This window comes from Streptomyces sp. NPDC049627 (assembly GCF_044465645.1).
Taxonomy (GTDB): domain Bacteria; phylum Actinomycetota; class Actinomycetes; order Streptomycetales; family Streptomycetaceae; genus Streptomyces.
In genome coordinates, this window is the sequence record NZ_JBITLW010000004.1 from 497,893 (window position 1) to 522,846 (window position 24,954).

19 protein-coding genes and 1 riboswitch are annotated in these 24,954 nt (G+C 70.2%); of the genes, 8 read left to right on the forward strand and 11 right to left on the reverse strand.

The features are described from left to right. Positions 1-130: 130 nt before the first annotated feature. The 4 genes from ACIBU0_RS14000 to ACIBU0_RS14015 form a co-directional block, all read right to left on the reverse strand. A complete protein-coding gene (locus tag ACIBU0_RS14000; protein ID WP_398816631.1) occupies positions 131-826 on the reverse strand; it encodes a GntR family transcriptional regulator in 696 nt (231 codons plus the stop codon). 222 nt (positions 827-1,048) lie between these two features. Continuing rightward, positions 1,049-1,846, reverse strand: a complete 798-nt coding sequence (locus ACIBU0_RS14005) for a M23 family metallopeptidase (RefSeq protein ID WP_398816634.1) — start codon at positions 1,844-1,846, stop codon at positions 1,049-1,051. Positions 1,847-1,858: 12 nt separating this feature from the next. Continuing rightward, a riboswitch (cyclic di-AMP (ydaO/yuaA leader) is annotated at positions 1,859-2,024 on the reverse strand. 211 nt (positions 2,025-2,235) lie between these two features. After that, the gene (locus ACIBU0_RS14010) at positions 2,236-3,624 is read right to left on the reverse strand and encodes a M16 family metallopeptidase (protein ID WP_398816637.1); all 1,389 of its coding nucleotides are present in this window, start codon (positions 3,622-3,624) and stop codon (positions 2,236-2,238) included. Beyond that, on the reverse strand, positions 3,621-4,997 hold the full coding sequence (locus ACIBU0_RS14015; RefSeq protein ID WP_398816640.1) for a M16 family metallopeptidase: 1,377 nt from the start codon (positions 4,995-4,997) through the stop codon (positions 3,621-3,623). The genes ACIBU0_RS14010 and ACIBU0_RS14015 overlap by 4 nt, the downstream gene beginning before the upstream one ends. 446 nt (positions 4,998-5,443) lie before the next feature. Between ACIBU0_RS14015 and ACIBU0_RS14020 the strand changes: the two genes are divergently transcribed. Further along, entirely contained in the window at positions 5,444-7,900 is a 2,457-nt protein-coding gene (locus ACIBU0_RS14020) for a DNA topoisomerase (ATP-hydrolyzing) subunit A (RefSeq protein WP_398816643.1), read from the forward strand. On the opposite strand, the gene ACIBU0_RS14025 is transcribed toward ACIBU0_RS14020, so the two are convergent. Beyond that, a complete protein-coding gene (locus ACIBU0_RS14025) occupies positions 7,897-9,030 on the reverse strand; it encodes a CobW family GTP-binding protein (RefSeq protein ID WP_398816646.1) in 1,134 nt (377 codons plus the stop codon). The genes ACIBU0_RS14020 and ACIBU0_RS14025 overlap by 4 nt on opposite strands. 322 nt (positions 9,031-9,352) lie before the next feature. Here ACIBU0_RS14025 and ACIBU0_RS14030 point away from each other — a divergent pair, with 322 nt between their 5' ends. Further along, a complete protein-coding gene (locus ACIBU0_RS14030; protein ID WP_398816649.1) occupies positions 9,353-9,904 on the forward strand; it encodes a DUF6082 family protein in 552 nt (183 codons plus the stop codon). A 697-nt stretch (positions 9,905-10,601) separates the two neighbouring features. Then, the gene (locus tag ACIBU0_RS14035; RefSeq protein WP_398816652.1) at positions 10,602-10,838 is read left to right on the forward strand and encodes a hypothetical protein; all 237 of its coding nucleotides are present in this window, start codon (positions 10,602-10,604) and stop codon (positions 10,836-10,838) included. Between the two features lie 182 nt (positions 10,839-11,020). Here the strand turns inward: ACIBU0_RS14035 and ACIBU0_RS14040 are convergent, their stop codons facing one another. Beyond that, positions 11,021-12,187: a citrate synthase/methylcitrate synthase gene (locus ACIBU0_RS14040; protein ID WP_398816655.1), complete on the reverse strand. Its 1,167-nt coding sequence runs from the start codon at positions 12,185-12,187 to the stop codon at positions 11,021-11,023. Positions 12,188-12,298: 111 nt separating this feature from the next. On the opposite strand from ACIBU0_RS14040, the gene ACIBU0_RS14045 reads away from it, so the two are divergent. The 4 genes from ACIBU0_RS14045 to ACIBU0_RS14060 all read left to right on the forward strand — a co-directional run bounded on the left by ACIBU0_RS14045 (position 12,299) and on the right by ACIBU0_RS14060 (position 17,080). Then, on the forward strand, positions 12,299-13,549 hold the full coding sequence (locus ACIBU0_RS14045) for a citrate/2-methylcitrate synthase (RefSeq protein ID WP_398816658.1): 1,251 nt from the start codon (positions 12,299-12,301) through the stop codon (positions 13,547-13,549). A gap of 112 nt (positions 13,550-13,661) precedes the next feature. Then, a complete protein-coding gene (locus ACIBU0_RS14050; RefSeq protein WP_398816660.1) occupies positions 13,662-14,606 on the forward strand; it encodes a sucrase ferredoxin in 945 nt (314 codons plus the stop codon). Between the two features lie 120 nt (positions 14,607-14,726). Further along, a complete protein-coding gene (locus ACIBU0_RS14055) occupies positions 14,727-16,403 on the forward strand; it encodes an ATP-binding protein (protein ID WP_398816663.1) in 1,677 nt (558 codons plus the stop codon). Beyond that, entirely contained in the window at positions 16,400-17,080 is a 681-nt protein-coding gene (locus tag ACIBU0_RS14060; RefSeq protein WP_398816666.1) for a response regulator, read from the forward strand. Before ACIBU0_RS14055 ends, ACIBU0_RS14060 begins: the two co-directional genes overlap by 4 nt. Positions 17,081-17,212: 132 nt before the next feature. Here the strand turns inward: ACIBU0_RS14060 and ACIBU0_RS14065 are convergent, their stop codons facing one another. The 3 genes from ACIBU0_RS14065 to ACIBU0_RS14075 all read right to left on the reverse strand — a co-directional run bounded on the left by ACIBU0_RS14065 (position 17,213) and on the right by ACIBU0_RS14075 (position 21,632). Next, on the reverse strand, positions 17,213-18,805 hold the full coding sequence (locus ACIBU0_RS14065; protein WP_398816669.1) for a cation acetate symporter: 1,593 nt from the start codon (positions 18,803-18,805) through the stop codon (positions 17,213-17,215). Next, positions 18,802-19,224 carry a DUF485 domain-containing protein gene (locus ACIBU0_RS14070; RefSeq protein WP_398816672.1) on the reverse strand — a complete coding sequence of 141 codons (423 nt, stop codon included), beginning with the start codon at positions 19,222-19,224 and terminating at the stop codon, positions 18,802-18,804. The genes ACIBU0_RS14065 and ACIBU0_RS14070 overlap by 4 nt, the downstream gene beginning before the upstream one ends. 284 nt (positions 19,225-19,508) lie before the next feature. Beyond that, positions 19,509-21,632: a type IIA DNA topoisomerase subunit B gene (locus ACIBU0_RS14075; RefSeq protein WP_398816675.1), complete on the reverse strand. Its 2,124-nt coding sequence runs from the start codon at positions 21,630-21,632 to the stop codon at positions 19,509-19,511. A 445-nt stretch (positions 21,633-22,077) separates the two neighbouring features. Here ACIBU0_RS14075 and ACIBU0_RS14080 point away from each other — a divergent pair, with 445 nt between their 5' ends. Further along, positions 22,078-22,308 (forward strand): hypothetical protein, encoded by a 231-nt coding sequence (locus tag ACIBU0_RS14080; protein ID WP_385064691.1) that lies wholly within the window; start codon positions 22,078-22,080, stop codon positions 22,306-22,308. A 99-nt stretch (positions 22,309-22,407) separates the two neighbouring features. Here the strand turns inward: ACIBU0_RS14080 and ACIBU0_RS14085 are convergent, their stop codons facing one another. Both ACIBU0_RS14085 and ACIBU0_RS14090 read right to left on the reverse strand, forming a co-directional pair. After that, complete coding sequence (locus ACIBU0_RS14085) at positions 22,408-23,265, reverse strand: serine protease (RefSeq protein WP_398816678.1); 858 nt, start codon at positions 23,263-23,265, stop codon at positions 22,408-22,410. A gap of 133 nt (positions 23,266-23,398) precedes the next feature. Further along, positions 23,399-24,928 (reverse strand): RNA polymerase sigma factor, encoded by a 1,530-nt coding sequence (locus ACIBU0_RS14090; protein WP_398816681.1) that lies wholly within the window; start codon positions 24,926-24,928, stop codon positions 23,399-23,401. Between the last annotated feature and the right edge of the window lie 26 nt (positions 24,929-24,954).

Consider the following 24,954-nt stretch of genomic DNA (forward strand, 5'->3'; position numbering starts at 1 on the left):
CGTCTGCCTTTCCGGCGGACGCGGCTTCGCTGTTTTCGAGCAGCAGTCACATGAATTCACCGCAGACCCGAAAAAGGGCAGCGGAAATTCCCCGCCGCCGAATATCACCTCTTTGTATACGGCGCCCGTGTTAATGTCGCAGGCTCTGCATGTTTACGGGATGTTGCGAATTCCTCACACGCTCCGCGCGGTCACCGCCCGAGCCGAACCGCAGCCGGTGGGCGGAGATCGCGCGCTCGGTGTGCAGCGCCGTGATCGCCCGGGCGCGCTCGCCGTCGCCGCGCGCCACCGCGTCCACGATCGCGCCGTGCTCGGTCCAGTACTCCACGGGATCGGCCGGCGACTCCACGGCGTACATCCAGGCGATCTTGTGCCGCAGCTGGGTCAGCATCGAGGTCAGGGCGGGGCTGCCGGAGGCCTGGGCCAGCGTCTCGTGGAACCAGCCGCCCAGGGAGCGCAGGTCGTCGCTGTTCCCCCTCCTGGCCCGCTCCTGGCCCAGCCGTACGAGGCCGCGCAGCACCTTCAGATGGGCCTCGGTGCGCCGCTGGGCGGCCCGCGAGGCGCCGAGCGGCTCCAGGAGGCCGCGCATCTCCAGCAGGTCGGAGGCCTCCTGCTCGGTCGGTTCGGCGACGCACGCGCCCGCGTGCCGCCGGGTCACCACGAAGCCCTCCGCCTCCAGGGTGCGCAGGGCCTCCCGCACGGGGACGCGGGAGACGCCGTAGCGGCGTGCGAGGAGTTCCTCGGTGAGCCGGCTGCCGCGCTCGTAGACACCGGCGACGATGTCGTCCCGGATCGCCGTGCATACCGAGTGCGCCGGAATACGCATGACCGACCTCCGCTTTAATCCCCGTGAAACGTCGACGAATGACGTGTGATGAGTGACTCTATGGCAACCGGCCGGAATTTCCGACGGCGGGTCGGAATCCATGGATATTTTTTGGACAGCGGATCGTCTCAGAAACGCCGAAAGCCCCGGCTCGGGGAGGCGGGGCTTCGGGGTTGCGGGGCTTCGTGAGGCGGGGCCCCGGTGAGACGCGGGGTGAGGGTGTCAGACGTTCACGCCGTGCGAGCGGAGATAGGCGACGGGGTCGATGTCGGAGCCGTACTCCGGCGTCGTGCGGGCCTCGAAGTGCAGGTGCGGGCCGGTGACGTTGCCGGTGGCGCCGGACAGGCCGATCTGCTGGCCGGGCGTGACGGTCTGCCCGACCGAGACGCCTATGGACGACAGGTGGCCGTACTGGGTGTACGTGCCGTCGTGCATCTTGATCACGACGTTGTTGCCGTACGCCCCGCCCCAGCCGGCCTCGACGACGGTGCCGGCGCCGACCGCGTGGACGGAGGTGCCGCTGGCGGCGTGGAAGTCGACGCCGGTGTGGCTGCCGGAGGACCAGACGGCGCCGCCGGTCTTGTAGCCGGTGGAGATGTACGAGCCGGCGATCGGGGCGACGTAGGACAGCAGGCGCTTGCGCTCGGCCTCGCGGGCGGCGCGCTCCTTGGCCTCGCGCTCCTTCTTGGCCTTCTCGGCCGCCTTCTTGCGCGCGGCCTCCTGGGCGGCCTTCTTGAGGGCCGCGGCCTCCTTGGCCGCCTGCTCCTGTGCGGCGGCCTGGGCGTCGATCTGGTCGGCGATGGAGTTGTCGACGGTGATGACCGGGATGAGGCCGGTCTGCTCCGCGGCCGGTTCCGCGGCGAGCGCCGGGGCGGCCAGGGTGCCTATGACTCCGGTGGCCGTGAGAGCGGCGACGCCGGCCGCGCGGGCCGTGGTGCGCTCGAACCGGCCGGGCCGGCGGTGCTTCCCGGTGGGACGCTTCTTCTCGGTGAGCTTCCCGGTGGCGCAGGTGAACGCCATGAAGTGGCTGGTCCTTTCCTTCCCTCTCGCCTACCGGGTTAGCTGACGGGTTCGGAGCAGGAAGGTCTCCTACGGACCCCCTCGCGGCTCGCGCGGGCGTCCGATTCACCCCAGGGACTACGGGTGGGTCCCCGGCTCCCCTGGCTCGCGCCGTACGGGGACTCGGCGATGGCTGTCCGGTGCCGCGGGCGCGGCGCACTGCCTGACGGACAGCCCGGAAGACGCTAAGCGGGGCATCTTTCAATCCCCAAACGGATCAGGGCTTTTGTAGCGCATCCCACAGGCAATACAGGCAACCTCTCCCTCAATTCGGGCATAAAGGGGCCCTGGTGACTCTTCCGTCACCAGGGCCCCTGCGTGCGCGTGCCGCTGCGCGGCGCTCGCTTCCTCTACTCGGCTGCCACGACGGTGACTTCGCCGATGCCGAGCGCCTCGACGGGCTCCCGGATCTCGGCCGCGTCACCGACGAGGATCGTCACCAGACGGTCCACCGGGAAGGCGCTCACGGCCGCGGCGGTGGCCTCGACGGTGCCGGTCGCGGCGAGCTGCTGGTACAGCGTCGCCTGGTAGTCGTCGGGCAGGTGCTGCTCGACCTGGTCGGCCAGCGTGTTCGCCACGGAGGCGGCGGTCTCGTACTTCAGCGGTGCCACCCCGACGAGGTTCTGCACGGCGAAGTCCCGCTCGGCGTCGGTGAGCCCGTCGGCGGCGACGCCGCGCAGCACCGTCCACAGGTCCTGCAGTGCGGGACCGGTGTTCGGGGTGTCGACGGAGCCGCTGATGGCGAGCATGGCGGCGCCCGTGCCGTCCGGGGCCGAGCGCAGGACCTGTCCGAATGCGCGCACCCCGTAGGTGTAGCCCTTCTCCTCACGCAGGACCTTGTCCAGACGGGAGGTGAGGGTGCCGCCGAGGCAGTACGTGCCGAGCACCTGCGCGGGCCAGACGCGGTCGTGCCGGTCGGGGCCGACGCGGCCGATCAGCAGCTGCGTCTGGACGGCGCCGGGACGGTCCACGATGACGACGCGGCCGGTGTCGTCGGCGGTCACCGGCGGCACGGGCCGCGGCTCGGCCGCGGAGCCGGTCCAGGCGCCGAGGGTGTCGCCGAGCAGGGCGTCGAGGTCCACGCCGGTGAGGTCGCCGACGACCACGACGGTGGAGGTGGCGGGGCGGACGTGCCGCTCGTAGAAGGCGCGTACGCCCGCGGAGTCGATGTTGCCGACGGTGTCCTCGGTGCCCTGGCGCGGCCGGGACATGCGCGAGGTCGCCGGGAACAGCTCCTTGGAGAGCTCCTTGGCGGCGCGGCGCGAGGGGTTGGCCAGCTCGTGCGGGATCTCGTCGAGCCGGTTGCGCACCAGGCGCTCGACCTCGGCGTCCTCGAACGCGGGCGCCCTGAGGGCGTCGGCGAGCAGGCCGAGTGCCTTGGGCAGGCGGGAGACGGGCACTTCGAGGCTGACGCGGACGCCGGGGTGGTCGGCGTAGGCGTCGAGGGTGGCGCCGCAGCGCTCCAGCTCGGCGGCGAACTCCTCGGCGGTGTGCTTGTCGGTGCCCTCGGACAGGGCGCGCGCCATGATCGTGGCGATGCCGTCGAGGCCCTTCGGCTCGGCGTCCAGGGGCGTGTCCAGGAGCACCTCGACGGCGATGACCTGCTGGCCGGGGCGGTGGCAGCGCAGGACCGTCAGGCCGTTGTCCAGCTTGCCGCGCTCGGGCGCCGGGAACGCCCAGGGCCGGGCCTCGCCGGCCTGGGGCTGCGGGTGGAACTCCATGCTGGCGAGCTCGGTCACTGCGCCGACTCCTCGTTCTCGTCGGTGGTCCCGGCGGGCGTGGCCCCGTCGGCGGCTTGAAGGTCCTCGGCCTCGCCGGCGACCGGCTCGTACACGAGCACCGCGCGGTTGTCGGGGCGCAGGCGGGCCTCGGCGACGGCCTTGACCTCCTCGGCGGTGACCTCGAGGACGCGCTGGACGGCCGTGAACGCGAGCTGCGGGTCGCCGAACAGGACGGCGTACCGGCACAGTTCGTCGGCGCGGCCCGCGACCGTGCCGAGCCGGTCCAGCCACTCGCGCTCCAGCTGGGCCTGGGCGCGCTCCATCTCCTCGGCGGTCGGGCCCTCCGCGGCGAAGCGGGCGAGCTCCTCGTCGACGGCGGCCTCGATGACGGGGACCTCGACATCGCCGGAGGTCTTCACGTCCAGCCAGCCCAGGGACGGCGCCCCGGCCAGGCGCAGCAGGCCGAAGCCGGCCGCCACGGCCGTACGGTCACGGCGGACCAGCCGGTTGTAGAGCCGGGAGGACTCGCCGCCGCCGAGGACGGTCAGCGCCAGGTCGGCGGCGTCGCACTCGCGCGTGCCGTCCGTCGGGAGCCGGTAGGCGGCCATCATCGCGCGCGCCGGGACGTTCTCCTCGACGACCTCGCGCAGCTGCTCGCCGATGATGTCGGGCAGCGAGCCGTCGCGCGGCTCGGGCTTGCCGTCGTGGGCCGGGATGGAGCCGAAGTACTTCTCGACCCAGGCGAGCGTCTGCTCCGGGTCGATGTCGCCGACGATCGACAGGACGGCGTTGTTGGGCGCGTAGTAGGTGCGGAAGAACGCGCGGGCGTCCTCCAGGCTGGCCGCGTCCAGGTCGGCCATCGAGCCGATCGGGGTGTGGTGGTACGGGTGCCCGTCCGGGTACGACAGGGCGGTCAGCTTCTCGAACGCGGTGCCATAGGGGACGTTGTCGTAGCGCTGGCGGCGCTCGTTCTTGACGACGTCGCGCTGGTTGTCCAGGTTCTCCTGGTCGAGCGCCGTCAGGAGGCTGCCCATGCGGTCGGCCTCCAGCCACAGCGCGAGCTCCAGCTGGTGGGCGGGCATGGTCTCGAAGTAGTTGGTGCGCTCGAAGCTGGTCGTGCCGTTCGGCGAGCCGCCCGCGCCCTGGACGAGCTCGAAGTGACCCGTGCCCTTCACGCTTCCCGAGCCCTGGAACATCAGGTGCTCGAAGAGGTGGGCGAGTCCGGTACGGCCCTTGACCTCGTGGCGGGAGCCGACGTCGTACCAGAGGCAGACCGCCGCGACCGGCGTGAGGTGGTCCTCGGAGAGCACTACCCGCAGGCCGTTGGCCAGGCGGTGCTCCGTCGCGGTGAGGCCGCCGGATTGTGCCTCCGGTGTGGCCGTGTGACCCATGGGCAAGGTGTCCTTCCGGTCGCATGCACTGCGTTGTGCCGAGCAGTTCGGCTTGAGTTCCTGCCACTGTATGCAGCGTCCGAAGGGTCGGCGAAGTTCCCGGTCGGAACGTCGTGCCCGCACCTGCCCTGCCGACGCCCCCGCACCGGTTCCGGCCCATCACTCCGGGGAGTGAACGCCCGGGCGGCATGGGCTTGCCGTCGCGGCTCCCGGTGCCGCCGGATCAGTCGGCCACCGCAGGCTCGCGCGGCCCGGCAGGGTGCGGCCGCCGATGAACTTCCCGCCCCGCGTGCGGGGAAAGGCGGACGTCGGCGACACTTCTCGGACCCCTGGCGAGAGCCCGACAACGGGTCCTGGTCGGAGGTTGTCAGTGCCGCAGTCCACAATGGTCCGCGTCAGACCCGTCAAACGCTCGCGCGACCAGCAGACAGAAGGAGCCGGCAGCGATGGCCCGCCGCAGCACGAAGACCCCGCCGCCCGACGACTCGTACGAGGAGAAGATCCTCGACATCGACGTCGTCGACGAGATGCAGGGCTCCTTCCTTGAGTACGCCTACTCGGTCATCTACTCCCGCGCCCTGCCGGACGCCCGCGACGGCCTCAAGCCGGTGCACCGTCGCATCGTCTACCAGATGAACGAGATGGGCCTGCGCCCCGACCGCGGCTATGTGAAGTGCGCCCGCGTCGTCGGCGAGGTCATGGGTAAGTTGCACCCGCACGGCGACGCGTCGATCTACGACGCCCTGGTGCGCATGGCCCAGCCGTTCTCGATGCGCGTGCCGCTGGTCGACGGCCACGGCAACTTCGGCTCGCTGGGGAACGACGACCCGCCGGCCGCCATGCGGTACACCGAGTGCCGGCAGGCCGCGGCGACAAGTCTGATGACCGAGTCGATCGACGAGGACACGGTCGACTTCACCCCCAACTACGACGGCCAGGAGCGGGAGCCGGTGGCCCTGCCCGCCGCCTTCCCGAACCTCCTGGTCAACGGCTCCTCGGGCATCGCGGTCGGCATGGCCACCAACATGCCGCCGCACAACCTCTCCGAGGTCATCGCGGCCGCCCGCCACCTGATCCGCCACCCGAACGCGGATCTGGACACCCTGATGAGGTACGTCCCGGGCCCCGACCTGCCCACGGGCGGCCGGATCGTCGGCCTCTCCGGCATCCGGGACGCGTACGAGACGGGCCGCGGCACCTTCAAGATCCGCGCGACGGTCGAGATCGAGACCGTGACCGCCCGCCGCAAGGGCCTGGTGGTCACCGAGCTGCCCTTCACGGTCGGCCCGGAGAAGGTCATCGCCAAGATCAAGGACCTGGTCGGCTCGAAGAAGATCCAGGGCATCGCCGACGTCAAGGACCTCACCGACCGCGAGCACGGCCTGCGCCTGGTCATCGAGATCAAGAACGGCTTCGTGCCCGAGGCGGTCCTGGAGCAGCTCTACAAGCTGACGCCGATGGAGGAGTCCTTCGGCATCAACAACGTCGCGCTGGTCGACGGCCAGCCCCTCACCCTAGGCCTCAAGGAGCTCCTGGAGGTCTACCTCGACCACCGCTTCGAGGTCGTCCGGCGCCGCAGCGAGTTCCGCCGCGGCAAGCGGCGCGACCGCCTGCACCTGGTCGAGGGCCTGCTCACGGCGCTCGTCGACATCGACGAGGTCATCCGCCTGATCCGCTCCAGCGAGAACAGCGCGCAGGCGAAGGAACGCCTGATGGAGCGCTTCTCCCTGTCCGAGGTGCAGACCCAGTACATCCTCGACACCCCGCTGCGCCGGCTCACCAAGTACGACCGCATCGAGCTGGAGGCGGAGAAGGAGCGGCTGGGCCAGGAGATCGCCGAGCTGACCCGGATCCTGGAGTCGGACGCCGAGCTGCGCAAGCTGGTCTCCTCCGAACTGGCCGGGGTGGCCAAGAAGTTCGGCACCGAGCGGCGCACGGTCCTGCTGGAGTCGGCGGGCGCCCCGGCCGCCGCCGTACCGCTGCAGGTGGCGGACGACCCGTGCCGGGTGCTGCTGTCCTCGACGGGTCTGCTGGCCCGTACGGCGAACGGCGATCCCTTCGCGGAGGCCGAGGACGCCAAGCGCACCAAGCACGACCTGATCGTCTCGGCGGTGCCGGCCACGGCCCGCGGTGAGGTGGGCGCGGTGACGTCCGCGGGCCGTCTGCTGCGGATCAACGTCGTCGATCTGCCGCAGCTGCCGGAGACGGCGTCGAGGCCGAACCTCTCGGGCGGCGCGCCGCTGTCGGAGTTCCTCTCCCTGGAGGACGGCGAGACCGTGGTCTGCCTGATCACGCTCGACGAGTCCTCGCCGGGCCTGGCGCTCGGCACGGAACAGGGCGTCGTCAAGCGCGTGGTGCCCGACTACCCGTCCAACAAGGAGGAGCTGGAGGTCATCACCCTCAAGGAGGGCGACCGGATCGTCGGCGCGGTCGAGCTGCGCACCGGTGAGGAGGACCTGGTCTTCATCACGGACGACGCGCAGCTGCTGCGCTACCAGGCCGCGCAGGTCCGCCCGCAGGGCCGCCCCGCCGGTGGCATGGCGGGCATCAAGCTCACCGAGGGTGCCAAGGTCATCTCCTTCACCGCGGTGGACCCGGCGGCGGACGCCGTGGTCTTCACCGTCGCGGGCTCGCGCGGCACGCTGGACGACTCCGTACAGACGACCGCCAAGCTGACCCCGTTCGACCAGTACCCGCGCAAGGGCCGCGCCACCGGAGGCGTGCGCTGCCAGCGGTTCCTCAAGGGCGAGGACTGCCTGTCCCTGGCCTGGGCGGGCCCCGCTCCGGCACGGGCCGCGCAGAAGAACGGCACCCCGGCCGAGCTCCCGGACATCGACCCGCGGCGCGACGGCTCGGGCGTGTCACTGCCGAAGACGGTGGCGGTGGTGGCCGGACCGGTCTAAGCCTCCTCGAAGGCCGCTTCCTCCGGATCCTGGTCCTCCGGATCCTGGTCCTCCGGATCCTGGTCCTCCGGATCCTGGCCCTCCGGGTCCTGTACGTAGCGCAGTACGCCCCACATGCCCTGCTCGTCGGCGTGTGGGGCGTCGCTCTTGCAGGCCTGAAGTTCCTTGCCGAGAGCGGACGCGTCGATGCCGGAGCCGATGAGCACGAGCTGGGTGAGGCGGGCGTCGGCGGACGCCCACGGCTCCGGGTAGAAGCGGAGGAACCGGCCGACGGCGTGGACGGCGTAGCGGTTGCGGACGTCGTACGGTCCGAAGTCGACGTAGCCCTTGATCCTGTACAGCCCTTCGGGCCTGGTGTCGAGGAACGCGATCAACCGGCGCGGGTCGAGAGGGACTTCGGAGCTGAAGGACAGGCTGTCGTAGTCGGTGTGCAGATGGCCGGTGTGGTCCTCGTCGTGCTCGTGCGGTTCGGTGCGCTCGTGCAGGTCGTCGAAGGACAGCTGGCCGATGCGCTCCTCGCTGGGCCGGCAGTCGAAGAGGAACTCTGGATCGATACGGCCGTAGGTGGCGGGGACGACGGCGGCGCGGTCGGTGAGCTCGCGGACCAGCCCGAGGACGCGCTCGGCGTCCGGCGCCCGGTCGAGCTTGTTGACCACGACGAGATCGGCGAGGGCGAGGTGCCGGTCGATCTCGGGGTGCTTGGCGCGGGTGTCGTCGAACTCGGCGGCGTCGACGACCTCGACCAGCCCGCCGTACACGATGCCCGGATGCTCACTGGCGAGCACCATGCGCACGAGTTCCTGGGGCTCGGCGAGTCCGCTGGCCTCGATGACGATGACGTCGATGCCGGTGGCGGGGTGGGCGAGCCGCTCCAGGTAGACGTCCAGTTCGCCGGCGTCGACCGCGCAGCACAGACAGCCGTTCCCGAGGGAGACGGTGGAGTCGCCGAGTGCGCCGGCGACGGCCATGGCGTCGATCTCGATGGCGCCGAAGTCGTTGACGATGGCGCCGATACGGGTGCCCCCGCTGCGATGGAGGAGGTGGTTGAGCAGAGTCGTCTTGCCGGAACCGAGGAATCCGGCGAGTACGACGACCGGAATCTGCTGCGGACCGGGGTTCGGCTGACTCAACGTGCGACCTTTCTCACGCCGACGGGTGCACCGGCTCGCGGCTCGGCGCACGTACGAGGGTTGAATGCCGCCCCAGGATACGAGCAGCGAGAATCACCGCGAAGTGAACGATTGTTAGCAGCACTTGCCGGGCAGACGTTGGGCAAGGCGCCGGAGTGTGCGACCCTCGCTTCCCTCCGTGCGCCTCCTCTCCGCCTCCCCGCCGATCAGAGCCGCTCGGCACTCTGGGAGACGGCAAGCGCCGCCCACCGCTCGCCGGTCCCCTCCCGTCGACCCGCACCCCGACGACCGGCGGACGGCCGCCTGATCGGGGGTTGTTGACATGGCCACACGGAAGCACTTCGCGAGGAGGCTGCGCACCGCCACGCTCGCCCTTCTCGCCGCCACCGCGACCGCAGCGCTGGCATCGCGTCAACGACGGTCGGAGGAGGCGCGTCTGCAAGCAAGGCAGTTGGAACTCGAAGAGCTGGCGATCCACCGCAAGGCCTTGGCACACCAGCAGCGCATGCAATGGGAGCTGCTGGCCAGGGCGATCGATGACCCCTCCCTCGCCGCGGTGATCGACACGTACGACAAGAGCATCCCGGCGGAAAGGCGCCGGCAGTTCTTCTATGCCAACGCCTGGTACGTCCACCTCTTCCACCTCTATCGAGCGGGCATTCTGGACCGCGAGGAGCTGTACAGGCATCTGCGGGAGTTCTTCCAGAGCCCGGTCTTCCGCGAGTACTGGGAGGCGTCGCAGCACATGCGCGCCTCCCTGAACGAATCATCCGAGGAAGCCCAGCTGGGGCACATGGTCGACGGACTCGTCAGGGATCTCGACGAAGCGGACACGGACGAGTGGTGGGTGGTCGGCAACCCTCCGACCGACTGAGCTGAGCCTGCGACGCGAAGTCCTCACATTGCACGCGGCAAAGAAGCGGACACGAGCACGGCCGGGTGATCTTCCTGCCATCCAGCCACACGTTCGAGGGGAACTCAGTACCGTGCTCTCCACCGCTTCGGGTTCACAAGCCGCGTCCCTCACGTGAGGACACGGAGGTGGCCTCAGCGGCGCGGGTCGCCATCCCGCACATGGGCCTTCAGGCCAGAAGGGAGCCGGTGCCTTGAAGTTGGTCGACTGGCTCAAGCACCGGTGGAAGGATCACGTTCGTCCACACGTTTCCTCGGCGAGGGTTTCCGCGACCTGCGATGTGATCATCGTGGCCGCGTTGCTCCACCAGTGGTGGCCGTGGCCCTGAAAAGCGTGAGTCCCAGCTGAGCAATCAGCCGGGACTCACACCACCGAGACCGGGAGTCTCGTCCTCGCAGTCCGTCGGGTGATGGCCGACGGGAGGGTGGGCTCCCGGTCGCCTCCGCCGTTACCGGCGTCTCCCGAAGCTACACAACCCACCACTGACACGCACCAAGAAGTCGGGGGCTCCCACTCGACACGCCTGGTCGATGCCCTCGACTGAGTGATCTTTTGGCCATCCCACATGAAGAGCGTTGGAAACATCGGTACCTTGCTCCTCACAGCTGTGCCCAATCACCAGTGACCCCAGAATTCTGTTGGTAAGGACCGGTACCCTTTGAAGATCGTGCGCCGCATCGGTGTGCCTCCCAGCGCCCGAGGCAGTAACTCAGGAGCTACCTGCCCGGACGTGTTCGAACTCAGCGACGGGAACTTCGCTGTGATCGGCACTGAGGCCACCGAGGCGCTGGAGCGCGAACTGCCCCCCGACGCCGCCCGCGCTGATTACGAGCGCATCGTCATCGTGAGCAGAGAGACTCTGATCCGCGCCAAGGCAGACATCCCCGACGTCTGACACCACCGCACGAGCACGCGTCCACCCCCGACGCGTACCGTCACGCTCCCCGGCCGCGCGCAACCGTCCAGCGAGCCGGGTCATGACCCGGCGAGCAGCCGCCATCCGTCACTGCTCGATCTCCGCCGATGAGGCCTGGCGCCACAGAAGGGCACCAGGCCACACGTGTGTCAGGACCTGCATCAAGCAGCCGTCGGCACCGCCACCGGCGCCCCCGGCCCCACATACCGCGCCACCGGCCTGATGATCTTCGAGTCCTGTGCCTGTTCCAGAATGTTGGCGCTCCACCCCACGACCCGCGCCGCGGCGAACGTCGGCGTGAACATCTCGCGAGGCAGGCCACACAGCTCCATGACGACCCCCGCGTAGAACTCGACGTTCGTGTGGAGCTCACGGCCGGGCTTCAGTTCGGCGAGGATCGCCTCCACGCGCCGCTCGACCTCGACAGCGAAGTCGACGCGCGGGCCACCGAAGTCCTGGGCGATCTCACGGAGCATTCGGGACCGGGGGTCCTCGGTGCGGTAGACGGGGTGACCGAAGCCCATGATGCGGTCACCGGCGAGGACGCGTTCCCGGATCCAGGAGTCGATGCGGTCGGGGGTGCCGATCGCGTCCAGCGTGTCCAGGGCGCGGCTGGGCGCACCGCCGTGCAGCGGTCCCGACAGCGCGCCCACGGCTCCGGCCAGGCAGGCCGCGACGTCCGCACCCGTGGAGGTGATGACGCGAGCCGTAAAGGTTGACGCATTGAATCCATGGTCGATGGTTGAGATCAAGTATTGCTCGACCGCCCGCGCCCGCCGTGGATCGGGCTCCGAACCCGTCAGCATGTACAGGTAGTTCGCCGCGTACGACAGATCCTCGCGTGGCTCAACAGGATCAAGTCCGCCGCCCAGCCGGTGCAGTGCGGTGAGCAGCGTCGGTACGGCGGCGGCCGCGACGAGGGTGTCCCGGCGGCGCTCGTCGGAGTCGATGTCGTACACCGGCCGGAAGCCCTTCGCCGCGCCGAGCAGGGACAGCGCGGTGCGCAGACCGGCCAGTGGGCCGGACCGCCCACTCGCCGCCGCGATCACGGGAAGGGCCGCCCGTACCTCGTCGGGGAGCCGCCTCAGCGCGGCGGTCTCGGCGGCGAAGGCGGCGGCGCGTTCGGCGTCCGGCAGCTCACCGTGCACGAGGAGGTGCCAGACGTCCTCGAAGGGGCGGGTCTGCGCGAGGTCGACGGCCGAGTACTGGCGGTAGTGGTAGAAGCCCTCCATCCCTCGGACGTCGCCCACCTCTGTGTCGGTGACGACGACGCCCGCGAGTCCACGTGGCACGTCGACGAGCGCGGCTGTTGACCTGTTGACGGACATGATTTCCTCCCTGGACTTGATTCGACTGTCCATGCTTGACTGTTTTTCTGTCAATGTTGACTTAATCAATGCCATCATCAATGTTTCAGTGGTCTGGATACGGTGGGCCCTATGCGCGATCAAGAACCCGGCCCGGCGGGGCGGCGACTGACCACCCGGGAGGCCGCCGACCTGCTCGGCGTGAAGCCCGAGACCCTGTACGCGTACGTCAGCCGCGGTCACCTCAGCAGCCGCCGCACGCCCGGCGGCCGGGGCAGTACCTTCGACGCGAAGGAGGTCGAGACGCTCGCCCGGCGCAACAAGCGGGAGAGCACGGGCGGTTCGGGATCCGGCAGTGAGCTGTCGGTGCGGACAGGCCTCACGTTCATCGACACCGACCGCTATTACTTCCGAGGGGTGGACGCGACCGAACTGGCCGCCCGGCACTCCTACGAAGAGGTCGCCGAGTGGCTGTGGACCGGCCGGCTGCGCCGCGGCGTCACCTTCGCCGCCCCCGATGCCTCGGTCACCGCCGCCCGGCGCGCCGTCGTCGCCCTGCCCGAACACGCCGGCCCCACCGACCGGTTGCGGGTCGCCGCGATCGCCGCCGCGGCCGTGGACCCGCTGCGCTTCGACCTGTCCGAGGAGGCCGTGCTCGGCACCGCCCGCATCCTCATCCCCACCCTGGTCGCCGCCCTCCCCCCCAAGCGGCCCACCCACCGCGACGAGGGCTCACTCGCGCACCGGCTGTGGGGCCGGCTGAGCGCCCGGCCCGCCGACGAGGCCGCCCTGCGGGTCCTGGACACGGCACTCGCCCTGCTCGTCGACCACGACCTGGCCGCCTCGACGCTCGCCGTGCGCGTCGCCGCGTCGGCCCGCGCACACGCCTACGCGGCCGTCTCCGCCGGGCTCGGCGTGATCGAGGGCCCTCTGCACGGCGCGGCCAGCGGCCTCGCCCACAAGCTGATCATGGAGGTGCTCGACCGGGGCGACGCGGGCACCGTGATCGCCGAGGAGCTGCGGGCGGGCCGGCGCATTCCGGGGCTCGGTCACCGGCTCTACCCCGGCGAGGACCCACGCGCGCGTGTCCTGTTCGGGCTCCTTGAGGAGATCCCCTGCGCCGAGCCCGCTCTCGCCGCGGCCCGCGACATCGTCGCCACGGCCGCCCGCCACACTCCGCTGCACGCCAACGTCGACCTCGCCCTGGCCGTGTTCACGGCGTCCTGCGCCATGCCCTCCACAGCAGGGGAGACGGTCTTCGCCGTGGCCCGTACGGCGGGCTGGATCGCCCACGCCCTGGAGGAGTACGGCGAACGCCCGCTGCGCATGCGCCCGAGCGGGCACTACACGGGCCCGAAGCCGCCTCAGCCGCTCCCGGAGTAGCGCCGCAACCCCCGCGCCCCTGCCCCCGCCCCTGCCGCCGAACAGCCCCGCCGGCACGACGGAAGCACCCTCGGGAAGTCACGTCGGCTCAAGTCAGGTTAGGCTCACCTCTGTGAGTACGTGCTCAACCGTCTCGCGGGACCTCGACGAGCCCGTCGCGGGGACCGCGGCGACCGCGACGACCTGGCTGCTCGTGGAACAGCCAGGTCCGTGGGGTGCCAAGGCGCTCACCCAGAGCCACCTGGATCCCGCGCTCGGCCGCGCCCTCGAGGCGGCCGCCAAGGGCACGGGCGTGCGTGTCGCGCTGATTCGCCGCCCCGGCCGGCACGCCGACTGCGGGACCACGGCCGAGCGCCAGGTCTACGCGGCCCACACCGTCCCCGGCAACGTATGGCTGCACGCGGCCACGATCCGTGACCCGCGGCAGCTGCTCGACCTCGACTTCGCCGCCCTCGGCAGAGGGGACCACCGCACCTTCGGCGCGACACTCCAGGGACGGCCCCACACCGGCCAGCCGCTGGCCCTCGTCTGCACCAACGGCAAGCGGGACCGCTGCTGCGCACTCCTCGGCCGTCCCCTCGCGGCCGAGCTCGCCGCCTCCGGTGTGGACGGGGTCTGGGAGGTCACCCATCTGGGTGGACATCGGTTCTCACCGACGCTGCTCGTGCTGCCGTACGGCTACGCGTACGGCCGGGCGCAGGCCCACGCGGTCAAGGACGTTCTGCACGGTGTTCAGGAGGGCCGGATCGTCGTCGAGGGCTGCCGCGGGAACTCGGCCTGGGAGCGTCCGGGGCAGGCCGCCGAGCTGGCCGTGCGCACGGCCACGGGCGAGGACGCCGCCGAGGCGCTGAGCGTCGTACGGACGGAGGGCGCGGCCCCGCGCTGGGAGGTGACGGTCGCCCACGTGGACGGACGCCACTGGCAGGTCGTGGTGGCCCAGGGCGCCTCTCTGCCGGCCCGCCCCGAGAGCTGTGGGGCGTCGGTGCTGGGCTCCCCCGCGCGGATGGACGTGGTGGCGGTGCGCGAACGCACCATGCCGGCGGCACTCGCGAGCTGACGGGCGTACCGGGTCACCCAGGGCTGCACCGGCCACCCGACGTTGATCAGCACATTGATCAAGAGATCCACACCACATCCCTCTACGGGACTCCCCGCGCGCCCACGTACCGTCGTGGGTATGAGCCCCACTCCCCCCGCACGTCGCCTGCGCCTCGGTCTGCCCCGGCGGATGTTCGCGCAGGTGCTGCTGATGCAGGTGGCGATCGCCGCGGGAGTCGCGGTGCTCGCGACCGGCCTGTTCCTCGCGCCGCTCAGTAACCAGCTGGACGACCAGGCGATGCGCCGCGCGCTGTCGATCGCCCAGACCACCGCGGTGCAGCCGCAGATCGCCGACGACCTGGTGAGCACGCCCGCGACGGCCGGCGGCCCGGTCCAGCGGGAGGCGGAGCGGATCCGTAGGGCCACCAGGGCGGAGTACATCGTCGTGATGGACCGGCGCGGGGTGCGCTGGTCCCATCCCACGCCGAGCGAGATCGGCAGGATCGTCTCGACCGACCCGGGCCAGGCTCTCGCCGGCCACGAGGTCATGCAGATCGACAACGGCACCCTGGGCCGCACGGCCCGCGGCAAGGTCCCGCTGCGCGACAGCGACGGCCGGATCGTCGGGGCGGTGTCGGTAGGTATCGCGTACGACAGCGTGCGGGCCAGACTGCTGCACGCGATCCCCGGGCTGTTCGCGTACGCGGGCGGCGCCCTGGCAGTCGGCGCGCTGGCCGCCTGGCTCATCTCCCGCCGGGTCCAGCGGCAGACCCGTGACCTGGCCTTCTCCGACATCTCGGCACTGCTCGCGGAGCGCGAGGCGATGCTGCACGGCATCCGGGAGGGCGTCGTCGCCCTGGACCGCGACGGCCGTGTCCGCCTCCTCAACGACGAGGCGCAGCGCCTGCTCGGCATCGGGGACGAGGCCGTCGGCCGCTCCCTGGACGAGGCGCTCGGCGAAGGCCGTACGACCGATGTGCTGGCCGGGCGGGTGACGGGCACCGATCTGCTCACGGTCCGCGGTCAGCGCGTCCTGGTCGCCAATCGCATGCCCACCGACGACGGCGGCGCCGTCGCCACCCTCCGCGACCGCACCGAGCTGGAGCAGCTCGGCCGGGAACTCGACTCGACGCGCGGTCTGATCGACGCCCTGCGCGCCCAGGATCACGAACACGCGAACCGGATGCACACCCTCCTGGGGCTGCTCGAACTGGAGATGTACGACGACGCCGTGGAGTTCGTCGGCGAAGTGGTCGGCGACCACCGGGCCACCGCGGAGCAGGTCGCCGAGAAGATCCAGGACCCGCTGCTCGCCGCCCTGCTGGTCGGCAAGGCGACGGTGGCGGCCGAGCGCGGCGTCGCGCTGCGCCTCTCGGACCGGACGGGACTCCCGGACCGGCTGATCGACCCCAGAGGGCTCGTCACGATCGTCGGCAACCTGGTGGACAACGCACTCGACGCCGTCGCGGGCACGCCGCACGCGCGCGTGGAGGTCGAATTGCGTGCCGAGGGGCGTACCGCGACCCTCAGGGTGCGCGACACCGGGCCGGGCATCCCCGCGGAGCACCGTGAGTCGGTCTTCACCGAGGGGTGGTCCACCAAGAAGCGCCCGGCCCACCGTGAGCGCGGCATCGGGCTCTCCCTCGTACGCAGGCTCGCCGAACGGCAGGGCGGCAGCGCGACGGTGGGTGAGGCGGCCGGCGGAGGCGCGGAGTTCACCGTCGTACTGCCCGAGGCGCTGGCCGAGCCGGACCTGGAGCCGGTCCTCACCGTGCCGTCGGATCCGCAGAGCGCCGCCGAGGAGGAGTCACGATGATCGAGGTCCTGGTCGTGGACGACGACACGCGCGTCGCGCGGGTCAACGCCGCCTACGTGGAGAAGGTGCCGGGCTTCCACGTGGCGGGCGAGGCGCACAGCGCCGCCGAGGCACTGCGCCAGGTGGAGGAGCTGCCGCAGCTGGACCTGGTTCTCATGGATCACTATCTGCCCGACGAGACGGGACTGTCGGTCGTCCAGGAGATGCGGCGGCGCGGCCTCCAGACCGACGTGATCATGGTGACGGCGGCGCGGGACGTGTCGACGGTGCAGGCGGCGATGCGGCACGGAGCGCTCCAGTACCTGGTGAAGCCCTTCGCCTTCGCGGGCCTGCGCGCCAAGCTGGAGGCGTACGCGGAGCTGCGCCGCACCCTCGACGGCGGCGGCGAGGCGGAACAGGCCGAGGTGGACCGCATCTTCGGCGCCCTGTCCACGCCGTCGGAGCCCGACCTGCCCAAGGGCCACTCCCCCACCACCGCGGAGCTCGTACGCCGCTCCCTGATGAACGCCGAAGGCCCCCTGTCGGCACAGGAGATCGCCGAGCGGACCGGGGTGAGCCGCCAGACGGCCCAGCGCTATCTCAAGCTCCTCGAACGCACGGGGCGGGCCCGCCTCACCCTCAAGTACGGGGACGCGGGTCGCCCGGAACACCGTTACGTGTGGGCGACCCGCGCCTGAGGCACGGCCCGTGGGGGCGGGGGAAGGGACCGTGCCGCCCATGTATACGGACGTCGACCGCCCGGATATCAGCCGAGGGCTCGATTCCGGGCACCGTCGACAATGACGTCGTACGACGGTGGAGGCGCGGCCCTAGACGGACCCCGCCCCGGTCAACGACCGCACCTCGGTCTCCGCGTGCTTGGCCTCGTCGGGGACCTCCGCCGAGGTGACCGTGCCGAGCCAGCCCGCGGCGAAGCCCAGCGGGATCGAGACGAGGCCGGGGTTCTGCAGGGGGAAGTACTGGAAGTCGACGCCGGGAAACAGCGATTCGGGACTGCCCGAGACCACCGGCGACAGCACCACGAGCGCCACGGCCGGGACCAGGCCGCCGTACACCGCCCATACGGCACCGCGTGTGGTGAAGTCCCGCCAGAACAGCGAGTACAGCAGCACCGGCAGATTGGCGGACGCGGCGACGGCGAAGGCGAGGCCCACCAGAAAGGCGACATTGAGATCGCGGGCCAGCAGTCCGAGGGCGATCGCGACCGCGCCGATGCCGACCGCGGCGACCCGCGCCACGGCCACCTCGCTGCGGGGCTCCGCGTGCCGGCGCCGCAGCGAGGCATACAGGTCGTGGGCCACGGAGGCCGAGGAGGACAGGGTGATCCCGGCGACCACCGCGAGGATCGTCGCGAAGGCGATGGCGGCGACGACGGCGAAGAGAACCGTTCCTCCGGTGGAATCCGCGCCGCCGCCCAGATCGAGGGCGAGCAGCGGAACCGCCGTGTTCCCGGCCGCGTTCGAGCCGCGCACGGCCTCGGGCCCGACGATCGCGGCCGCGCCGAAGCCCAGGACGATGGTCATCAGGTAGAAGCCGCCGATGAGTCCGATCGCCCACACCACGGAGCACCGTGCCGCGCGGGCGGTGGGCACGGTGAAGAAGCGGGACAGGATGTGCGGCAGCCCGGCAGTGCCGAGCACCAGCGCGAGGCCCAGGCTGATGAAGTCGAGCCGGGCCGTCCAGTCCCCGCCGTACTTCAGGCCGGGCGCCAAAAAGGCGTCACCGTGACCGCTGCGCTCGGCCGCCGTGAGCAGCAGCCGGTCGACGTCGCCGTGGAAGCGCAGCAGGACGAGCACGGTCAACGCGACGGTACCGCCGAGCAGCAGGACCGACTTGACGATCTGGATCCAGGTGGTGGCCCGCATCCCTCCCCACGACACGTAGATCACCATGAGTGCGCCGACGCCGACGACGGTCCAGGCCTGCGCCGCCTCGCCCTTGCCCCCGAGCAGCAGCGCGACCAGAGTGCCCGCGCCCACCATCTGCGCCACCAGATACAGAACGGACACGGTGACCGAGGAAGTTCCCGTCGCGATCCGCACGGGGCGTTCCCTCATCCGTGCGGCGACCACGTCGGCGAGGGTGAACCGCCCGCAGTTCCGCACCAGTTCGGCGACCAGGAACAGCACCACCAGCCAGGCCACCAGGAAGCCGACCGAGTACAGCAGTCCGTCGTAGCCGAAGAGGGCGATGAGCCCGGAGATGCCGAGGAAGGAGGCGGCCGACATGTAGTCACCGGCGATGGCAAAACCATTCTCCATGGGCGAGAAGAGCCGCCCGCCCGCGTAGAACTCCTCGGCCGAACCACGCCGGTTGCGGCTCACCCACGTCGTGATCGCCAGTGTGATCGCGACGAACACGCTGAACAGCAGCAGCGCCGCGGCCTGATGATTGTCCGTCACGAGGCACCACTCCGTGTGACGCGCGCCAACTCCTGCGTGGTCCAGCGCAGTTCGAGTGCCGCCCGGTCCCGGCGCAGCCGCGCGTGGCGGGCGTAGGCCCAGGTGAGGAGGAAGGTGGTGAGGAACTGTCCGAGCCCCGCCACCATCGCGACGTTCACGGCGCCCGCCACGGGCCGGGCCATCAGCCCCGGAGCGGCCGTGGCGGTCACGACGTACGCCACGTACCAGGAGAGGAACAGGACGACCGCCGGCACGACGAACCTCCGGTAGCGGCTGCGCACTTCCTGGAAGGCCGCACTGCGCTGCACCTCGAGGTACACGTCGGCCGCGGCCGGCGCAGCGGCGTCACGCGCGTGCGCGACGTCCGACTCGCCCCATCCGGCGGCGATGGCGTCGTACCAGGGATCGTCGTACCGCATACTTCTGGCGTCGCGGGGACGACCGTCGCTTGAGTACATGCCCAAGCATGGACAGAACGGAAAGATCTACGACTCTGCTTCTCCGCGGGCTTCACACCATCAGGTGATTCACCCGCCGAAGCCGCATATATGCGATGCACCCCCCGGCCGCCGACGGCGCTCAGCCCCCACAGGGGCCACCCGCACCCGACGACGAAAGCCGCACGGGCGGTGCGGGTGGGAACCCGAAACCAGGGCCGAAGGCGAAGCCGAGGCCGAAACCCGGCCCAAGCCCAGCCCAGCGGCTACGCGTCGATACGCGACCGGTCCAACGTCGCCGCCGAACTGGAGATGAACTCCTTGCGCGGCGCCACGTCGTTCCCCATCAGCAGATCGAAGACCCGCTCGGCCGCCTCCAGATCGGTGAGGCTGATCCGGCGCAGCGTGCGGTGGCGCGGGTCCATCGTCGTCTCGGCCAGCTGGTCGGCGTCCATCTCACCGAGGCCCTTGTACCGCTGGATGGAGTCCTTGTACCGGATGCCCTTGCTCTCGAACTCCATGAGCTTGTCGCGCAGCTCACGGTCCGAGTACGTGTACACGTACTTGTCCTGTCCCTTCTTGGGCTGGACGAGTTCGATCCGGTGCAGCGGAGGCACCGCGGCGAACACCCGTCCCGCCTCGATCATCGGCCGCATGTAGCGCTGGAACAGCGTCAGCAGCAGGGTGCGGATGTGGGAGCCGTCCACATCGGCGTCGGTCATCATGATGATCTTGCCGTAGCGGGCCGCGTCGATGTCGAAGGTCCGGCCGGATCCCGCCCCTATGACCTGGATGATCGCGCCGCACTCGGCGTTCTTGAGCATGTCGGTCACGGACGACTTCTGGACGTTGAGGATCTTGCCGCGGATCGGCAGCAGTGCCTGGAACTCGGAGTTCCGGGCGAGCTTGGCGGTGCCGAGCGCGGAGTCTCCCTCGACGATGAACAGCTCGCTGCGGTCGACGTCGTCGCTGCGGCAGTCGGCGAGCTTGGCGGGCAGCGACGAGGACTCCAGAGCCGTCTTCCGACGCTGCGCGTCCTTGTGCTGGCGGGCCGCGATACGCGTACGGGCGGCGGCGACCGCCTTCTCCATGACCACGCGGGCCTGGGCCGCCGCATCCCGCTTGGTGGACGTCAGGAACGCCTTGAGCTCCTTGGAGATCACGGTGTTCACGATGCGACGGGCCGCCGAGGTACCGAGGACCTCCTTGGTCTGGCCCTCGAACTGCGGCTCGGCGAGGCGCACGGTGACGACCGCGGTGAGGCCTTCCAGGGCGTCGTCCTTGACGATGTCGTCCTCGGCGACGCGCAGCAGCTTCTTGGCGCGCAGCACCTCGTTCATCGTGCTGGTCACCGCCGTCTCGAAGCCGGCGACATGGGTGCCGCCCTTGGGGGTGGCGATGATGTTCACGAACGACTTCAGGGTCGTGTCGTATCCCGTCCCCCAGCGCAGCGCCACGTCGACGTCGAGCTCTCGGGTGACCTGGGTGGGGGTCATCTGCCCGTGCTCGTCCAGGACCGGGACGGTCTCCCTGAAGGTGCCCTGTCCGGAGAAACGGAGGACGTCGCAGACCGGCTTGTCGGTGGCCAGGTACTCGCAGAACTCGCTGATGCCGCCGTCGAAGCGGAAGGACTCCTCGCCCTTGCTGCCGCCCTCGCCGAGGCCGAACTCGTCACGCACGACGATGGTCAGGCCGGGCACCAGGAACGCGGTCTGGCGGGCGCGCTGGTGCAGCGTCTCCAGGGAGAGCTTGGCGTCCTTGAGGAAGATCTGGCGGTCGGCCCAGTAGCGCACGCGCGTGCCGGTGCGGGTCTTGGGGATCTTCTTGGCCTTGCGCAGGCCGCTCTTGGCGTCGAACTTGGCGTTCGGACCGTCGGCGGCGAAAGCGCCGGGAACGCCGCGCCGGAAGCTGATGGCGTGCGTGTGGCCGGCCCGGTCCACCTCGACGTCCAGGCGCGCGGACAGGGCGTTCACCACGGAGGCGCCCACGCCGTGCAGACCGCCGGAGGCGGCGTACGAGCCACCGCCGAACTTGCCGCCGGCGTGCAGCTTGGTCATGACGACCTCGACGCCGGACAGGCCGGTCTTGGGCTCGACGTCGACCGGGATGCCCCGGCCGTTGTCCCGGACCTCCACGGAGCCGTCGTCCTGGAGGATCACCTCGATGTGGTCGCAGTAGCCACCGAGGGCTTCGTCGACGGAGTTGTCGATGATCTCCCACAGGCAGTGCATCAGACCGCGGCTGTCGGTCGAGCCGATGTACATGCCCGGGCGCTTGCGCACGGCCTCCAGGCCCTCAAGGACGAGGAGGTGCCGCGCGGTGTAGTTGGAACCGTCCCGGTCTGCTCCTGCCAGCAGCGCTGTGGACGGCACGGACGTCTCGGCGGTCACGCGGTTCGCTCCTCGCTGAATTTCAGGTGGCGCCCTGATGGGTAAGGGCGCGGCTTCGGTCGCCGTCAAGAGGGTACCGAGGCCTGGTAGAGCCGTTGTAACGCCACCCTCGTGCGAAACACAGACTAGTCCAGGCTCGCATGCTTGTTCGATCCCTCGATGGGGTGAAGTACATATCACGTTCCCTTCCAGGCATGAACCATTTAGGCTCCGGGCACGTCCTCATGAACAAACCGGCAATCCAGCCGGGAGGACCTGACCTTGACCGACAGCGCGAAACCGTAAGCAAGCCAGAGACGCACTACGGCACATTCGCCGCCAAGCCGGCAGCAGCCAGCCCCCTCGGAAAAATTTCACTGAGGGTGAAGCCACGAGCGGGAACGTTTTGGGGCTGGTTGGATGTTGACCCTGGTACGACAGCTCGTCGAGCTAGAGAAGAGGCGACGTGACTACTGTTCTGACCCCCGCGAGCCCGCTGACGGCCGCTGACCGCTGCGACCGCTGCGGCGCACAGGCGTACGTGCGCGTCGTCCTGCTCAGCGGCGGAGAACTGCTCTTCTGCGCCCACCACGGTCGCAAGTTCGAGCCGGAACTCAAGAAGATCGCCGCTGAGATACAGGACGAGACGGAGCGGCTGACGGCCGTTCCCGCGACAGCGTCCGAAGAAGAGCGCTGAACCTCGCATCCACGACGAGCCAGCTCCGGCACAGGCCGGTTGACGGGCGGCCGCCCCTGAGAGCAGGGGCGGCCGCCCGCGCTCATACCATGCGAGCCCTCAGGCCCTGTCGGCCGCTCGCGTGCGCGTCGCGCTCCACCGCAAGGCCCGCACGACCTCGGACACCCGTGTGTAGACGCCGGGACTGCCCGCGCGACCGCAGCCGGTGCCCCAGGACACCAGCCCGATCAGCTTCCCCTGAGCGACCAACGGCCCTCCGCTGTCCCCCTGACAAGCGTCCCGGCCTCCCTGCACCTCTCCTGCGCAGACCATGCTGTCGGCCAGGTACCGGCCGTCACCGCCGCCCGGATACGCCTTCCGGCACAGGGCGTCGGGCAGGACATGCACGCGCGCTGCCCGCAGACCGCGCGCATAGTCACCCGCGCCTGTGATGTCTCCCCAGCCGTAGACCAGGGCCGTCGTTCCCGGCACATAGGCGGGATCGCCGGCGCCTGCCATCCCGATCACCGAGCTCGCCGGAAGGGGCTCGGCGAGAGTGAGGACGGCGTAGTCCCCCGCGTTGGTGGCACTGTCGTAGGCCGGGTTCACCCAGGTGCGGCGGACGCGGATCTCCTGGCCCCGGTTCGACAACAAGTCCGTACGGCCGGTGATGACACTGAAATCGTTCAGCTGGTCCGGCGCGACCCCGAGGACCTCCTCGCTCACGCAGTGGGCCGCGGTGAGCACGGTGGACCGGCCGACCGCCACACCGACACAGAACTGACCGGCCCGCGTACCTCCGAACCGGTTACGACTGGACAGCGCCACGGTCCAGGGACTCTCGGACACATCGACCGGAAAGCCGCCGACGACGACACTGTCGGCGGCCGCGGGAGCAGGGGACGCCAACGGTATGGCGACCGCCGCGGCGGCAAGGGCCAGCGGCCCGGCGAGCGCCCGGGGCAAGAGACGACGCATGCACGCTCCTCACACTGGGGTGGTCGTGGAACACCCAGAGTGATTCAGCAGACGGCGCCCCGCACCCGCGCGACAGCGGGAAGGCCCGGTCCCCACTCGGGAGACCGGGCCTTCGGCGTCCTAGGGAGGACGACTAGTCGAGGTAGTCGCGCAGCACCTGGGACCGCGACGGGTGGCGCAGCTTCGACATCGTCTTGGACTCGATCTGGCGGATGCGCTCACGCGTGACGCCGTACACCTTGCCGATCTCGTCGAGGGTCTTCGGCTGACCGTCGGTGAGACCGAAGCGCATCGAGACGACGCCCGCCTCGCGCTCGGACAGGGTGTCGAGGACCGAGTGCAGCTGCTCCTGCAGAAGCGTGAAGCTGACCGCGTCGGCCGGGACGACGGCTTCGGAGTCCTCGATGAGGTCACCGAACTCGCTGTCGCCGTCCTCACCCAGCGGGGTGTGCAGCGAGATGGGTTCGCGGCCGTACTTCTGGACCTCGATGACCTTCTCCGGGGTCATATCGAGTTCCTTGGCCAGCTCCTCCGGGGTGGGCTCGCGGCCCAGGTCCTGGAGCATCTGGCGCTGCACGCGCGCGAGCTTGTTGATGACCTCGACCATGTGCACCGGGATACGGATGGTGCGGGCCTGGTCGGCCATGGCGCGGGTGATCGCCTGACGGATCCACCAGGTGGCGTACGTGGAGAACTTGTAGCCCTTGGTGTAGTCGAACTTCTCGACCGCGCGGATCAGACCGAGGTTGCCCTCCTGGATGAGGTCCAGGAAGAGCATGCCGCGGCCGGTGTAGCGCTTGGCCAGGGAGACCACCAGACGGAGGTTGGCCTCCAGCAGGTGGTTCTTGGCGCGGCGGCCGTCCTCGGCGATGATCTCCAGCTCGCGCTTGAGCTTGGGGGCGAGCTTGTCGGCGTTGGACAGCTTGTCCTCGGCGAACAGACCGGCCTCGATGCGCTTGGCGAGCTCGACCTCCTGCTCGGCGTTGAGCAGGGGGACCTTGCCGATCTGCTTGAGGTAGTCCTTGACCGGGTCGGCGGTGGCACCGGCCGCGGCGACCTGCTGGGCGGGCGCGTCGTCCTCGTCCTCGTCGGAGAGCACGAAGCCGGCGTTCTCGGTGCCCTCGGGCTCCTCGCCGGGCTTGGCGTCCTCGAGAACCTCGTCCTCGAGCAGCTCGGCGTCGTCCTTCTTGGCGGTGGTCTTCTTGGCCGCCGTCTTCTTGGCGACGGTCTTCTTCGCGGCCGCCTTCTTGGCGGTCGTCTTCTTGGCAGCGGCCTTCTTGGCGGGGGCTTCGTCCTCGACGGCCGGGTCGGCGGCGGGTGCCGCCGGGGTGGCGGTGGCGGTGGCCTTCTTGGTGGTCACCGTCTTCGCCGCGACCGTCTTGGTGGCGGTGCGCTTGGCCGGACTCTTCGCTGCGACGCTCTTTCGGGTGCGCTTGGGCTCCGCGGCACTGACCATCAGCGTCACACCCTCTTCCTCGAGGATCTGGTTGAGGCTGCGCAGTACGTTCTTCCACTGAGTGGCCGGAATCTGGTCGGCTTCGAAGGCCCGACGCACATCGTCGCCGGCGATCTGCCCCTCAGCCTTTCCCCGCTCAATCAGAGCCATGACAGAGACGGACTCGGCGATCTCCGGCGGGAGCGTACGGGATGTGCTGGCCGACACGAACAACCTCTCGGAACGTTGGAAAA